General features: G+C 53.7%; 13 protein-coding genes and 1 riboswitch. Of the genes, 6 read left to right on the top strand and 7 right to left on the bottom strand.

Going from position 1 to position 15,363, the window contains the following annotated elements; all coding sequences use genetic code 11:
- Positions 1-52: 52 nt before the first annotated feature.
- On the bottom strand, positions 53-2,377 hold the full coding sequence (locus BBD41_RS11870) for a helix-turn-helix domain-containing protein (protein WP_099477714.1): 2,325 nt from the start codon (positions 2,375-2,377) through the stop codon (positions 53-55).
- A gap of 338 nt (positions 2,378-2,715) precedes the next feature.
- Between BBD41_RS11870 and BBD41_RS11865 the strand changes: the two genes are divergently transcribed.
- From BBD41_RS11865 to BBD41_RS11850, 4 genes are all read left to right on the top strand, one after another.
- Complete coding sequence (locus BBD41_RS11865) at positions 2,716-3,708, top strand: ABC transporter permease (protein ID WP_099480577.1); 993 nt, start codon at positions 2,716-2,718, stop codon at positions 3,706-3,708.
- Between the two features lie 30 nt (positions 3,709-3,738).
- Entirely contained in the window at positions 3,739-4,623 is an 885-nt protein-coding gene (locus BBD41_RS11860) for a carbohydrate ABC transporter permease (protein WP_077570023.1), read from the top strand.
- 94 nt (positions 4,624-4,717) lie between these two features.
- The gene (locus tag BBD41_RS11855; RefSeq protein WP_099477713.1) at positions 4,718-6,271 is read left to right on the top strand and encodes an extracellular solute-binding protein; all 1,554 of its coding nucleotides are present in this window, start codon (positions 4,718-4,720) and stop codon (positions 6,269-6,271) included.
- A 270-nt stretch (positions 6,272-6,541) separates the two neighbouring features.
- Positions 6,542-6,718, top strand: a complete 177-nt coding sequence (locus BBD41_RS11850) for an aspartyl-phosphate phosphatase Spo0E family protein (protein WP_028404736.1) — start codon at positions 6,542-6,544, stop codon at positions 6,716-6,718.
- 136 nt (positions 6,719-6,854) lie between these two features.
- On the opposite strand, the gene BBD41_RS11845 is transcribed toward BBD41_RS11850, so the two are convergent.
- The 6 genes from BBD41_RS11845 to BBD41_RS11815 form a co-directional block, all read right to left on the bottom strand.
- Positions 6,855-7,697: a TatD family hydrolase gene (locus BBD41_RS11845; protein ID WP_099477712.1), complete on the bottom strand. Its 843-nt coding sequence runs from the start codon at positions 7,695-7,697 to the stop codon at positions 6,855-6,857.
- Positions 7,698-7,985: 288 nt separating this feature from the next.
- On the bottom strand, positions 7,986-8,816 hold the full coding sequence (locus BBD41_RS11835; protein ID WP_099477711.1) for an ABC transporter ATP-binding protein: 831 nt from the start codon (positions 8,814-8,816) through the stop codon (positions 7,986-7,988).
- Positions 8,817-9,009: 193 nt separating this feature from the next.
- Positions 9,010-9,765 (bottom strand): ABC transporter permease, encoded by a 756-nt coding sequence (locus BBD41_RS11830; RefSeq protein ID WP_077570018.1) that lies wholly within the window; start codon positions 9,763-9,765, stop codon positions 9,010-9,012.
- A complete protein-coding gene (locus BBD41_RS11825) occupies positions 9,762-10,055 on the bottom strand; it encodes a thiamine-binding protein (protein WP_077570017.1) in 294 nt (97 codons plus the stop codon). The genes BBD41_RS11830 and BBD41_RS11825 overlap by 4 nt, the downstream gene beginning before the upstream one ends.
- Positions 10,056-10,170: 115 nt before the next feature.
- Positions 10,171-11,211 (bottom strand): ABC transporter substrate-binding protein, encoded by a 1,041-nt coding sequence (locus BBD41_RS11820; RefSeq protein ID WP_099477710.1) that lies wholly within the window; start codon positions 11,209-11,211, stop codon positions 10,171-10,173.
- A 114-nt stretch (positions 11,212-11,325) separates the two neighbouring features.
- Positions 11,326-11,437, bottom strand: a riboswitch (TPP riboswitch).
- A gap of 197 nt (positions 11,438-11,634) precedes the next feature.
- Entirely contained in the window at positions 11,635-12,018 is a 384-nt protein-coding gene (locus BBD41_RS11815) for a VOC family protein (protein ID WP_099477709.1), read from the bottom strand.
- Between the two features lie 303 nt (positions 12,019-12,321).
- Between BBD41_RS11815 and BBD41_RS11810 the strand changes: the two genes are divergently transcribed.
- Together BBD41_RS11810 and BBD41_RS11805 are read left to right on the top strand one after the other, a co-directional pair.
- Positions 12,322-13,860: a GGDEF domain-containing protein gene (locus BBD41_RS11810; protein ID WP_099477708.1), complete on the top strand. Its 1,539-nt coding sequence runs from the start codon at positions 12,322-12,324 to the stop codon at positions 13,858-13,860.
- A gap of 213 nt (positions 13,861-14,073) precedes the next feature.
- Positions 14,074-15,117: an EAL domain-containing protein gene (locus tag BBD41_RS11805; RefSeq protein WP_077570013.1), complete on the top strand. Its 1,044-nt coding sequence runs from the start codon at positions 14,074-14,076 to the stop codon at positions 15,115-15,117.
- Positions 15,118-15,363: the final 246 nt, after the last annotated feature.

Here is a 15,363-nt window from a genome sequence, read left to right as displayed (position 1 = left end):
CTTTTCGATCTCTCCGGACGACGAAAGCGGACTTCCTTGCATCATTGCCGGCCTAATCGGCGGAGCCTTGCTGGCGGTATTGGCCGGGCGTTACGCCTTCAAGCTTCTTGAACATCCGATTGAAGTAGGAGGGCTGATACCCTGCGGCCTCCGCGATTTCATGAATCCGCAGGTCGGTCGTAAGCAGCAGCTCTTTACAGCGGTTCATGCGCACGGTTGTCAGATAGTCCATATAATTGGTGCCCGTCATCTGTTTAAACGCCTTGCTCAGCTGAGATACGCTGACGCCGGCTTCCATGGCGATCGTATCCAGGGACAGATCCTGCATCCCGTTCTGCTCGATTTGCTCAAGCACGTGTTCGACCAGAGATTTCATGGAGCTGTTGAAATTCTTCGTCAGCTGATCGAGATAGGGCTCGATGATCTCCCTTTGGAACCAGTCCACGCAGGCTCTGGAATCGCGGAGCAGGGACAGCTGCTCCTGCAGATTGGAGAAGTCGTATACCTGGTAAGGATTCAGCCCGGCCTGCAGCATGGAGCGGTGAACGCTGGTCAGCAGCCTCATCAGCCCATGATGGACATGCCACTCCGAGCCGCCTCCCGCCTGAAGGGCCGTGACGAACCGGCTTAGGGAGCGCCGCGCATTGTCGCCCAGCCCCAGATTCAAGGCGTGAATAAACTCCTGCTCCAGCTCCAGCGGAAAGTCGACCCAGTCATTTTTCTGGGACAGCACCGTTTCGGCCTCAAGCACCTGACTGCCGGCATCGAAGGAGCGGTAATGCAGCGCCCGCTTGGCCTGCTCCAACAGATGGGGGACATCGGTCCATTTCCGGCTCGGCCCTCCTAGCACAAGGGTTCCCGTCATGCGCAGCGTATCCCGCAAGGCGCGCATGATCTGATCGCACAATGATTTAATGTCGGCGCGGCCGTCGTTTGGATTGGAGGAGGCCGGAACGATCAGGATGACGCCGAAGGAGCCGTCGAAGAAGTTGATCGGGTGGACGTAGGCCTTCAAATCCTCCGCCAGCTCTCGAATGACATTCAGTGCGGCGTAGGTAAGGAGATGCTGGTCATTTTCCGTTAACGGAATCCGGTCTTCGCCGTGCGTATGCTGCTGAAGGACGATGGCGGCAAACTGTTTACCGGTAATATCGAGCTCCATTTCCTGCAGCTTTGCCGCATATTCGCTCTCGGACAGATGAGCCGCCTGTCCGCTCAGGAACTGATTGATATAAGCCTCGCGAATCGCCGGCAGCGATTGGCTCCACTGGCTCTGCAGCGTGGAATGGGAGAACCGGTACTGCTTCCACTCATTCTCTATGTAATCGAGCTCGTTATACCTTGCGCCAGGCTTGGCTTTATCGCCGCCGATCATATGGAGCATCTTCCGGATCGGACGGTACATGCTCTTGGAGGCATACCAGCTTATTGCCAAGGAAGCCGCAAGCGCAAAGGCAAAGCAGATCAGAATGATATGCGTATACGGCTTTGTCGGCGCGATGATTGCCGATTGAGGCGTACCGGATACATAGGTCCATTGCTGCTGCATCTTTTCAAATTGAACGGTATTTACAAGCAATACATCCTGAGGGATCCGAACCTGCATCCGCAGCTGATTGGAGGTCTGGGCGCCTTCGCTCCCGCGCAGCATCAGCTGCTCCCGGATTGCTTGCATCGCCTCCGGCATTTGGCTGCTCATCCCGGATTCCCCGATCACATGGCCCTGGTCATCCAGAAGGAAGGATACGTTCTCGCTATTTCGGATAACGTGCAGCTTCGACGGGTCAATGTAAATGACGATGGCCCCGTACGGCGTATGGCCGTTAAACGGAAGCCTCATCACGAGCGCATGGGTGGAGCCGCCTTTATTGAAAGGACGCTCAAGATCATGTACCCAGAACATATCGGCATCCCCGTCCATCAGGCCCTTGAAGCTGGCCGCATCCTTCTCACGATCCAGCGATCGGAGACCGAGATCAGGCTCCATGATTTTGTTTTGCTTTTTGATATAGAGGTATACCTGGTCTACAAGAGGGTCGGCATTCTCCACCAGGTTTAACGTATTGAACAGCTCGTCCGTCTCCTCGATATTCGATACGAAGTCCATATCGGACAAGGAAGGCTTGAAATGGGGCTTCACCACCATATTGAGGGCGTATTGGACCAGCTGGGTGAACTGCTCGTCCACTTGCCTCGCAGCATCGACCAGAGTTTCCTCGTTCCGCTGCTGATATTGATTGATCATATGCTGATTGCCCACGTACAGATAAACAGCCGTGATAGCCGAGATGGGAAGGCATGTCAGAAGCACGGCAAGCGCTATGCTTCTCCAATACATAATTCCTTTGAAATCGGTTTCAAGATTTCTTGCCCTCATTGCGTGAACCCCCTGGTTGGTTATAAACGAAATCAAAGGCTTGGCCGAAGTAAGCCGGGACGGATTAAGTATTATCATAACGAATGAGCGGTGTAGTGAAAAGGTCGTATCTGCCTAAATTAACCCCAGGAAAAAAAGTGCAAGAGCAGGAAACGGACATGCCAAACCGCTTGATTCATCAAGCTTTATGCCGATGCAGCACCGATTCGGGGGAGGGGAAGGGCATGCGGAAAAAAAGTGAAATTGCAGGTAATGCTGCAACCGTTTACATTAAGGATGCGTTCCATATGAACGGCAGATCGAAACGAGATGACAAGGCTGAAAGCGAGGGAATATCGATGAAAGAACTGGAGACCGTTCAGATCGAACCGAAGAATAGGAGAGCGAGCAAAAAAGCCTCCGCCTCCGGGAAGTCCAAAACGAAGCGGGGACGGCTGTGGGCGGACATGGCGCGCGATAAATATTTGTATGTGCTGGCCTTGCCGGGCCTAATCTTTTTTATCATTTTCAAATATATTCCGATTACAAATCTCGTCATTGCCTTCCAGGAGTATTCGCCGTACTTCGGGGTGCTGGGGAGCCCTTGGGTAGGCTTTGAGCATTTCATCCGCTTTTTCTCCAACAATGATTTCTGGATGCTGCTGCGCAATACGCTCGCGATTAGCTTTCTGAGCTTGATTTTCTTCTTCCCGGCGCCGATTATACTAGCTTTGATGCTGAATGAGGTTCGGAGCTCCCTTTATAAACGTACGATTCAATCGCTAGTGTATATTCCGCACTTTTTGTCCTGGGTGCTGATCTATGGCCTGACTTATCTGATGTTCTCGCAGTCCGAGGGCTTGTTCAACAAGTGGTTCATGTCCATGAACTGGGAGACGGTCGATATTCTCTCCGATCCGAATTACTTCTGGGCCATGCTTACGGCACAGTCCATTTGGAAAGAGGTCGGGTGGGGGACGATTATTTTCCTTGCGGCCATCGCCGGCGTTGATCCTCAGCTGTATGAAGCGGCCGTCATGGACGGCGCGGGGCGCTTCAGGCGGATGTGGCATGTTACGCTGCCCGCCATGCGCAATGTGATTATGATCCTGCTCATCCTTCGTCTGGGAACGATCCTCGATACGGGATTCGAGCAGATTTACCTGATGATGAATGCGCCTGTCACCCATGTGGCCGAAGTATTCGACACGTATGTTTACCGAGTGGGGATCCGGCAGGGAGAGTTCAGCTACAGCACGGCTATCGGATTATTTAAATCGATCGTCGGCGTCATTATGGTCGTCACCGCCAACCGATTGGCCAGACGATACGGCCAGGAAAGCCTGTACTAGAACATCGAGGAAGACAAGGAGGATGGAAGCATGCATGAGAAAGGATGGAAGACGCGGCTCTTTAGCCTCGTAAATAACGGACTGCTGCTGGTCGTCGGTCTGGCAACGATATTTCCCATTTACTATACCGTGATTCTTTCGTTTACGGATCCGGTGGAGTATTATCAACGAAGCCTGATTTTATGGCCGCGGGTCTGGACCCTGGATGCATACAAGCATTTGCTGTCGAACGGACTATTTGTCAGCTCGATATCCGTGAGCGTATTTCTGGCCACGATCGGCACGCTGCTCAGCCTGCTCGTTACGGGCGGGATGGCATATGCGTTGTCCCGTAAGCGCCTGCGGTTCCGCAAAGCGATGATGATTATGGTGCTGATCACCTTTCTCTTTACGCCAGGGCTCGTTCCGCTCTACCTGGTCGTCCGTAATCTGGGACTGATCGACAGCATCTGGTCGCTCATATTGCCGAGCTTGACCAGTGCATGGTATGTCCTGCTCATGAAGGGCTTCTTCGACAGCATTCCGGTCAGTCTGGAGGAGGCCGCCATGATCGACGGCTCCAATGATATCGGCGTGTTCTGGCGCATCATTCTGCCATTGTCCTTGCCGGCCCTCGTCGCCTTCGGGTTATTCTTCGCGGTCGGGTATTGGAATACATACTTTAACGCGCTGATGTTCATTAACGACCAGAAGATGTGGCCGCTGCAGGTGCTGCTGCAAAATATGCTCGTTGATCCGACAACGATGGGATCAGGCAATGGCGGCGGGTTTGCGTTCCAAGTGAACCGGCAGGTCCCGACCGAAACGTTGAAGATGGCGGCGGTCGTTATTGCAACCGTGCCGATCATGCTGGTGTACCCATTCCTGCAGAAGCACTTCGCCAAAGGGGCGATGGTGGGCTCCGTCAAGGAATGATTCGATATAAGGTTACACATGGATGCACCATCCATCATTTATCATCCATCAGGTTCAGACAGAAGCCCATCCAACTATAAAGGGAGGTCCATTTATGAAAACAATGAACAACAAACCCGGAAAATCGCTTGTTAAGACGGCAAGCCTGCTGCTTTTGGCCAGCTCGCTCCTGCTCGGTGCATGCGGCGGCGGCTCTGGAGGCACAGCCAGCGGCAGTGATGGAGGAAAGGATAGCAAGGAGCCGACAAGCATCACGATTCAGACCCTGAACTATGCGACTGAATTCATTGATAACACGAACCCCCTCTGGAAGGAGCTGGAGAAGCGAACCAACACGAAGCTGAACATCACCTGGCTGTCCCCTTCCACGGCGGAGGAGAAAATTAACGTCATGCTTGCATCCGGCGACTTACCGGAGGTTACGTTCGTTGAATCGATGATGCAGAACCCGCAGCTGCAAAAAATGCTGAAGCAAGGGGTGTTCTGGGATTTGACCCCGTTCCTTAAGGATTATCCGAACTTAAACCGCGAAGAGCTGAAGGAAATGTGGGAGATCACCAAGGTGGACGGCAAGAACATGGTTATTCCGCGCTACTATCCGAGCTACGGCGGCGGCGTGTTCCCGATGATCCGCAAGGATTGGCTGGATGCGCTGGGCCTCGAAACGCCAAAGACGCTTGACGAGTTCTATAACGTGCTGAAGGCCTTTAAGGAGCAGGACCCGAACGGGAACGGCCAGGCGGATGAAATTCCGTATGCGGCCAATCCGGGCGCGCTCGCTTATATTTATAATATTTTCAACGAGACGCAAGGGGGCTGGAAGCTGGAGCCGGACAATACGCTGTCTCCGATCATCACGTCGGATGCGTCGCGGGAGGCTATGCTATGGATCAAGAAGGCTTATGACGATGGCCTGTTCCCTAAGGACTTCGCCATCATGAAGTTCTCGCAGGTTATGGATACGATGCGCAGTGCCAAGGCCGGAGTCGGCGGCATGTCCATGAACCATGCCTGGGTAACCGGCAAAGCCGTAAGGGACGTGGATCCGAAGGCGGATCTCATGCCGCTGGCTTATCTGGAAAATGCGAATGGAGTGAAATACACCCCGTCAGGTTCTCCATATTATGGCGTGTATCTGATTCCGAAGAAGGTTCCTGAAGCCAAGGTGAAGAAAATTCTGGAGTTCTTTGACTACGGCTACAGCGTGGAAGGCAACGAGATGCTGACGTATGGCCTTGAGGGCGTTCATTATAATGTAGAGAACGGCAAGAAGGCGGCGACGCCGCAAGCGGCGATCGATAAGACGGGAGACGGAAACCTGAACAATATGATTCATCTGGTGAGCGACGATATGGCGATCAGCGCCGTGGGGATGCCGGATGAAGTATATCAGCGCAACGTGGAGATCGTAACGGAACGCAAGACGGTCAAGGTGCCGAATCCTTCGGGAGAGCTGTATTCGGAGGCGTATAATAAATACTATCCGGAGATCTCCAAGAAAGTGGATGACATGCGGGTCATGGTCATTACGGGCAAGGAACCGATTGAAGCGTATGATCAGTTGATCGAAACGATCAAGAATGATCCGAAGATGGCGGAAATTACAGAAGAGATGACCAAGGCGTACCAGGAGAAGTACATGAAATAATGTTATAGAGGCGGTTCAAACCTCGTTGCTTAAAAATCCGACGATTGAACCCGCGCTTATACTAGGAAAGAGGCCGTCCGGGCAGAGAAGCATCTGCTCATGGGCGGCCTTTTTTTGTATGAAGGGGCGCGACGTTTCAAGCCGTGCCGGTGATTACTCCGCATCGCAGCAAGCTTAGAGCGTCTATGTGATGCCTCCCTGATGTCTAACACCAGAGATTCTAGAATTTTACATTAAAGTATAAAATATTACATAAGGGAGGCATTTATCATGAAAACGAAGGACGGCATGAAATTTGATATCGAGAGAGAGAGGAACAAGCTTCATAAGATGAAGCAGCGATATCGCGATTTTAATCATCCCAAGGTCCTCGAGCAATCGGCGGTGCTGGACGAGCTGATCAATCAATATAACCGCTTCCTTCGGGAGGACAAGCCGATTGCATAAAGATTGACTTGAAGCAGTTTACCGAAAACGCAAGATTCATAGATTCAGATTCCCTATAACTCCACGAACCGTGGATAGAAATCAGCCGCCGAACTCCTCGAGAAGCAGCTTTACGGTCATCGTATATAGCTCGCTGTTATAATCCGTACAGTCGTGCGGCATTTCGATGCAGCAGCCAGCGCCCCTCCTGTTCGGAAATCCCCTGCAGCCGGGCCCAAGCGGCAGCGACAAGCGCGGTCATCTCCGGGCGGGTCGTCTGTCCTTGGAGGGGACCCTCGAACGGCCACGGGCCATCCGTCTCGGTCATGACGAGCTGCGGAGGATACATTCTCGCGATGTCGCGGATCTCTTCTTCATAAAGGATATCCGGCGTAAAGGAGATATGATAGCCGTTTGCGGCCATCCGGTTTAACGTATCGCAGGAGCCCTTGAACCAATGAAAATGGGCGCGGGCGATCCCGTAGGCTTCAAGCAGACCGCACGCAGTGTCCGCATCCTCATACACGGCGTGCAGGATGATCGGTTTATCGTGCTTCTTCGCAAAGGCGACGAATTTTTCAAGCAGCTCTATATAGGGTGCGTTGTCCCACGAATGTCCCGCCGACTCCGCCTCCAGTCTTGCATAATAGGGGAGGCCGACCTCCCCGACTGCCACCATGTCGTTGACATGGCCCTCCATCCAGCGAAGCAACTCTTCGGTTTCGTTCGGGGAAGGGAGAGGCTGCTCCGGATGATAGCCGAAAGCAGGCCTAATGGTATCCCCGTAGATCCGCGACAGCTCCAGATTGCGTCGGCATGAGGGCAGGTCCATGGATACGGTGATGACCGATCGGACCTTTCCCTTGCCGAGCGCTGACGCTATGCTCTCCTGATCGGCGGGCGAATAGCTGTCCAGATGGATATGGGTATCGATGAGCGGACTTTCCGCGCGATCGAACGGTTCAAGCGGTAATGATATAGAAGATGTCCCGGATGCCATATATGAGTCCCCCTTCGTTCCAGCGTGTCGTGCTCTGTACGCAGGTTATATCAATACGAAGATTATGAACAGAAGCTATTCTTTACATATCCGGCTACGTGCCGGAACCTATAACAGCCGGCCGCTTGCTTCATGCATGCAGCCGGCTGTACAGTCTGAGGAAAATGATCTGGATCAGCATCAAAAGATGACGTTGGCCAGCAGCATGCCAAAAGCAGCCAAAGAACGGCAAGTCAGCATCCTGTAAGCAGGCGGAGAAATCAGCTTTCTGTAAGCAGCGGGTGCTTGTCAATTGCGCTTTTGCTGCTCCTGCCGCAGTACGGCTGAAATCTCGGATTTCAGCTCGATGAAGGACGGATCCAGCAGCAGATCTTCCCGGCGGGGACGGGCGAACGGAACCTCAACCCGTTTCAGAACCGAGCCGGGCCGGGCGGACAGAATATAGATGCTGTCCGAGAGCAGCAGCGCCTCTTCAATATGATGGGTGATCATCAGCACCGAGCGCCGCGTGTCCTCCCATATATCGAGCAGCCAGCGCTGCATATCGCTTCGGGTCAGCGCATCGAGCGCGCTGAACGGCTCATCGAGGCACATGACCTCCTGCGGGCTCATGAGTGCCCGCAGGAAAGCTGCCCGCTGCTGCATACCCCCCGATAGGGTGTGCGGATATGCCTGCTCGAAGCCGCCAAGCCCGGCCCGTTCCATCCAAGTGCGGGCATGGACACGGGCGGAAGCCTTTGAGGTCCCCCGAAGCTCCTCCGGCAGCAGGACGTTGTCCTCAATCGTCCGCCACGGGAACAAGGCCGGCTGCTGCGGCATGTAGGCGATGCGGCCTTTCCCCCCGGTGACCTCCCGTCCCTCCATCAGGATTTGGCCGGCATCTGGCGCAATCAATCCGCCGATGATGTGAAAGAGCGTGCTTTTTCCGCTTCCCGAAGGGCCGATGATGGATACGAATTCCCCGGGAAGCACCTTAAGCGACAGCTCTTCGAGCACATGCACTTCACTGCGCCGCTCGCGGAACACCTTGCGAATCCCCCGGACCTCCAGGGCAGGAGCGGGAGCGGCGGCCGTGCCGCCGGTTGAATGCAAGACGGAATCAGGCGCTTGCTGCGTCATTAGGGCAGCCTCCCTTCTTTTTAAAGATCCCTGATTTCAAACTTATCTGTATCCCCTATCCGAAAGAACCATTCCAAGCATGGGAGCAGCGGTGATGCAACTGGAATTATCCACGAGCTTGCTCCGCCTCCCGGCTTCAATCGTTCAGCTTGACTTATGAAGAGAGAATATGAACATGGCCGAGCCATGCGAATTAATGCTTCCGGTTCCAGCGGATCAGCCGTTTCTCCAATAGGGTGATAACGCCTACCATGAGCAGGCTGAGCAGCACGATAACCAGAATGGCCACGAAGACGCGATCGGTCCGGTAACCGGATTTTTGCAGCATCATATAATAGCCGATGCCCCGGTCAGACCCGATCCATTCCCCGATGACCGCTCCCATGACCGAATACGTGGCCGCGATCCGAATCCCGGAGAAGATGGAGGGCAGCGCGTGCGGGAGCTCCAGCTTCGCGAAGATTTGCCATGGCGTCGCACCCGTCATCTGCATATAATTCATCATCGTGCGGTCGGTCCGTGCCAGCCCGTCGAGGGCCGCTACGGCTACGGGGAAGAAGCAAACGAGCGTAATGACGATGACCTTCGGCAGCATGCCGAACCCGAACCAGATCATGAGGAGCGGGGCCAACGCGATGGTCGGCACGTTCTGGCTTAAGATGAGAAGCGGATACAGGGCTGTTTTGAGAAAAGGGACCCTGTGCAGTGCCAAAGAGAGCAGGAGTCCGATCCCGGTTCCGATGGCAAATCCGATCACGGTTAGCTTCAGGGTAGCCCAGGTGTGCTCCATAAGTCCCGAGGCCCCGGAGATGGCTTCATGCCCGATAGCCGTCGGCGCAGGCAGGATGAATTTTTCGATATCGAACATCCAGACCGCAGCCTGCCACACGATCAAAAAGAAGAGGACCGCCACGACGGGCGGCCATATCGAGCTCCACCAGCTTTTCATGGACGGTATTTCTCCGTAAGCTTGTCCATGCTGATGCCCTGCGGATGATGTGCGATTTTAACTTGGGAGATGATGCTCGGGCTCCCGGCTTTCACCAGCGCTTCATGCATTCGCTCCACGATGCGGAGCAGCTCGGACAGCTCGCCTTCCATCGTCGTTTCCAAAGCATGGACCTCGTATTTGACGCCGGAATCCTGGATTACCTTGATGGCTTCATCCACATAAGGGATGCTGTCGCCGCCGTCCGGCGTACGCGGGATGACTTGAATGCTCAGCAGTGTATTCGCCATGAGTCTCTCGTCCTTTCGTTTATGGTGGATCTCATCTGCACGGCTCTGCACGGCCGCAAAGCTTCACGCAGATGAGATTCGAAGCAGCCCTGTGAAGCCGCGGGGCTTGCTATTCCTATTTATCAGGCAAAAATTCATTCGTAAACGCGCGGTCCGCGTCCAATTCCTTCTCCAGCAGCTTACGCTCAAACATCCAGTCGGCATATCCGGACCAAACCTCGGCCTTCTGCTCGCCCCAGCGCGGCGCGTCATCTTGATAGCGCGGGCTGAGCCACTTCTGGCTTTCCAGCACCAGCTCGGCATCCAGGTCGGGAACAGCCTTCGACAGCAGTGCCGCGGCATCTTCCGGATGTTCTATCGCGTATTGATAGCCTTTGGAGGTTGCGCGCATGAACGCTTTGACAAGCTCCGGGTCATCCGCGATCAGCTTCTCGTTCGTTACGATGACCGGCGTATAATAATCCAGCTGTTCAGAATATTCCTTCACGTAGATCATGTCCAGCGGCTCGCCGCGAAGCTGGGCTTCAATGCCTGTCCAGGCATAATAGATCCAGGCGAAATCAATATCCCGCTTGACCGCCGTAAAATAATCGGCGTCTCCGATGTTCACGATGTTGACCTTGTTAACGTCGGCTCCATCGATTTCCATGATGGATTTCATGACGGCTTCCTCAATCGGAGAGCCCCAGCCCCCGTAGGACTTCCCTTCAAAATCGGCGGCCTTCTGGATGCCCCGATCCTTCGGTGCGGCGAATCCGGACGTATTATGCTGAATGATGGCTGCGATCGAAACCAGCGGCAGGCCCTGCGTCCGGGCCAGCGTTACGCCCTCCTGGTAGCTGATGCCGAACGGTACGTTGCCGGAAGCGACCATCGCATCGGTTCCCCCGGAGCCCGGCTGTACAATTTGTACGTTCAGCCCTTCCTCCTCATAGTATCCGAGCTCCTTGGCCGCATATAATCCGGTGTGGTTCGTGTTCGCCGACCAGTCAAGCATCAATTGAACATCGCGGAGCTTGGCCGGCTGTTCTCCTTCTCCGCCAGCCTCTTGCTTGCCGGGCGCGCTGCCGCCGCTTTGGCCGCTTGCCCCGCAGCCTGAAGCGACCAGAAGCAGGACGCAGGCAAGCAGCAGAGAGAGCCATGTACGTTGTTTCATCGTGTTTCTCCTCTCCTTATATGTCTACTATTTTCCGTATTCACTTCATAACAAAAAACGCCCCGATCGTATCGGAGCGCATGACGGCGTAAGTATATACTGCGGCTAATAAACAGCCGCAATCCTCTGGCTTCCTACGCTGGCATTACCCAGATCAGGTATAAGGGTCAGTATCTGTATGGGATACACTCTCAGCCGGCCGATTCCAGCTCCCCCGGTATTTATGAATTTATGAAGTTACGGGTTGTACTTCCGTTATTATAGACCTACCGGAAGCACCTGTCCAGTACGGGAATGCCCATGCCTGAAGGCGATTTCCAAGCCGATATAGGCCGCCGGGTAATGGTTCTGCCCTGTCCGCGAGAGACCCTGGTGATCCAGGCGGCCCATATCAGCCTCGATATGCAGGCAACCTGAGACCTGTTAGCGCTGGAAAAATTCAATCCATTCGCCTTCCGGACCGTATACGAAGAAATAACGGTATCCGTTCGGCAGCGTGACGATTTCCTCATCCAGATGCGGAACGTCCAGCTTCTTCACCCGTGCATATTCCGCTTCGATGTCGTCCGTGCTGACGGCAAAGTGATGCACCGTTCCCTCCGCGGGAAGGGAGTCGCTGTATCCTTGAATCAGCTCGACCTCCGTTTCATCGCTGCCGTTAAAGCCGAGGAAAGCCAGCTGGATGACCCCGTTCGTGTGCGTCAGACGGTCCTTGAGCTCAAGACCGACCACCTTCGTATAGAAAGCGATCGTTGCTTCCAGATCCCTTACAACTATGCCTACATGGTCCAATCGTCTTTGTCCCATAATACAAGAACCCCTCCCATAAAAATATGCTGAGATATGTAACCAAAGCTACGTTGATATGAAAGAATAATACTACATAAACCCCATGTGTCAAGTGGGAATTGGGTGACTTCCAACCCGGGACCCTTCCGCAAATAACGACCCCGGCGCGGCCTATATGCCTATGAGTATCCAATTGCTGGCGCTTCTTTTCTTTACTTTTCCTCAGGCTAAAAGTATGATTGGATATGGAAACGCTTTAATTCAAAAGACCTATTCATCATGAACGACCAAGCCTACCTTTTGTTTCAGGGAGGGATATGTATGAGCCCGGCTCCATCCGATTCCTTATATATTCGGCTTGCGATTGGATACGCATTGATTCAATGGATATTGGCCTTATGGATGCCGGAGACTTTAATGCTTCACCGCATACTAGCTGTTATGGCGCCTGCAGCCGCATTCGCTTATTTGATCCGGGTGATCGGCAGTCGGTATGAGCAAGGCCATCTTCGCAGGTTTTGGCTTCTGATTGCAGCCGGATTGGCCGGCGATGCCATCGGGCGCATCCTGTATGCGGGTGATGAATGGGCAGGAGGGACGTTTGGCGGCTCGATCCGGCTGGCAGACCTGTTCTGGAGCTTGGAAGCATTCCTGTTCGCCGGCGCTCTGATTTATTTGTTTAGGCAGGTGCAGGGTCCGCTGCGGGGCATTCGGTTTACCCTGGACATCGTCATTGTTGCGGTAACCCTGATCACGGTCGGCTGGGAGTATCTCATCAAGCCGGAGCTGGCGGGCGGAACGGACACCGTCTGGAGGTCTGCCGGGGGAGCGATGCTTTATCCGCTGTGCGGAATCGTACTGATGTTCTTTACGCTGGTGGTGTATTTTAACACCAGGCAGCTGCGCAAGCGGTCGGTTATCTTCCTATGCCTGGGCGGAGGCGCATTCGTGCTGGGAGATGCCCTTCGGATCTTTCTTGACAGCTTCATGAATATGAGAGCAGACCTGTATGTAGATCCCCTGCACAGCCTCTCCGCATTTTTCATCGGCTTTGCGGGAGGACAATCGCCGCCTCGGAAGGGGAGGAGATCCCTATCCGAGAAGAACCCGTGGCCGGCAGGCACCTTGATCGTAAGATACATGCTGCCCTACAGCGTCCTTGGCGGAATGTTTGCCCTGATGGCCCATCGGTTCGGGGGATGGAGCGGTCTGTTTACCGGCTTGACCCTCTGCTTCATTCTCATCTTGATCCGGCAGATCCTGATCCAGGTCGAGAATGACCGCTTGTTCGAAAGGCTGCATGTCAGCCTGCAGAAGAGCGAATCGCTCGCGCACCGCGACGATTTGACAGGCCTGTATAATCGTCGTTATTTTAACGCCAGGCTGTCGGAAGCCTTGAGCGAAGCGGATCGGGCCGGTTTCCGCGTCGGGCTGCTGTATATGGACTTGAACCGGTTTAAACGGGTGAATGACAAGTACGGGCACCGTGCGGGGGATTTGCTGATCCAGAAGGTGGCGCAGCGCCTTCATTCGCTGGAGTCGAGGGGCGTAATCGTATCCCGGCTCGGCGGCGATGAATTTACGGTTATGCTGTATCCGGCCGGAGAGGATCAGGAGCTGATCTGGATGGCGGAGGATATCTGGACGATGCTGAGCGACCCCTATGAGCTGGAAGGAGCCCAAATCTATACCTCGCCGAGCATCGGGATTGCGGTCTATCCCGATCATGCCAAGGATGATCAGGAGCTGATCGGCCGTGCGGATGCGGCGATGTATGCGGCGAAAGAGCGAAAAGCCCGGTGGCATTTTGACGTGGAGCAAACCATGCGGCTTCAGCTTCTTCATAAGAAAGCGGATTAAAGGTGCGATTCCTTGGGCGCAGTCATCGCATTTCAGTTGTTATCGGCAATTATTGTCGATTTTTGCTGGATCATGAGTCGCTTTTAACACGGATATTACGCATAAACAGTAAAATTAGGTCATAAGTTTGATAGAAATCCATAAAATGCAAAGAAATCATATTCTAAATGCCGATAAAGCATAGTGAGAGCTAGCTTGCCAAGGAGGACGAACATGATTTGCGACAATTGCAGCACCTTTGAACCGATTGAGGGCCAAGGAAGAACCGTTCATATGAAGCCTGCTCGGCAAGAGCTTGTGCACTTGCTTGCGCAGAACGGCTACACGGTGCAAGAACACAATGAGAGTTGTGCTGTGAATTATAAGGAACGTTCCGATCTGATCTCCATTATGGAGTGTCTGCAATCCCTTCCGCGAAATCTATGTAATGAGCTGTCCTTCTGCGTTACCGGGGGGGAAGCTCCGAAGACCCGGCATATTTGGACGCCGATGCAGAGGTTTGAGCTGCAGATGGAGCATTATGATATGATGAACGTTATATTACATAAAGAATTTACGAGTTATATGCAGCCGATCGTGGATCCGTCCGAGCAAATTGTTGCCTATGAATTTCTACTGCGTCCGCTTGAGGGCGGAATTCCGTTTAAGCCGCATGAGCTGTTCGAAACGGCCCGCAAGACCGGCTTGCAAGCTTTTCTGGACCAAGCGGCAAGAACGTCTGCGATTGAAACCAGCGCACAATGGCTTCCGAAGGGCGTGAAGCGCTTCGTGAATTTCCTCCCGTCATCGATTTACGACGCCCAGATGTGCTTGCACCATACCTTTCATACGATTGAACGACTTGAGCTTGATCCCGGGGATTTCGTATTCGAGGTGGTGGAAACCGAGAAAGTCGATGATGTGGAGCATCTGCAATCGATCTTCGAGGCTTACCGCAACCACGGAATTTCGGTAGCGATGGATGACGTAGGGGCAGGCTATTCCACATTGGAGCAAATGATCAAGCTGAAACCGGATTATGTCAAGATAGACCGAAGCCTCATCGACGGCTGTGATCGGAATCCAACCCAGCAAAGACAGCTTGTGACCATTACCCATATGGCCCACGAATTCGGAGCGATGGTGCTTGCCGAAGGAATTGAAAGGCGGGAGGAATTCCATTTCTGCCGGGAAATCGGAATCGAGCTGTCGCAAGGATATCTATTCGGGAAGCCGTCCCACCGGCCCCCATGCGGTCCGGAGCCTCAGCTCATTTAACCGAAGCTAACCTGGCGGCTTAACCTGATCATCACGGTTTTACATAGTCTCAGTCTCAGCCTTAGTCAAAACGCATTCTTTCCTAGCGTGCCTGCGGTAAGGCGAACGATCCGTTTATATACAGAAAGACGCTCCGCATATCGATGGCGGAGCGTCTTTCTTTGGTCTGTAATGTGTAATGATGGTTCAGTGGCCGGGTATAGTAAATCCTAGTGCCGTCTTAAGCGCCAGCAAGTCCTACAATCA

It is taken from the genome of Paenibacillus ihbetae, from assembly GCF_002741055.1.
Taxonomy (GTDB): domain Bacteria; phylum Bacillota; class Bacilli; order Paenibacillales; family Paenibacillaceae; genus Paenibacillus_AQ; species Paenibacillus_AQ ihbetae.
Note: the sequence above shows the minus strand (reverse complement) of the source record. Positions and strands in the feature narration are given on the sequence as shown.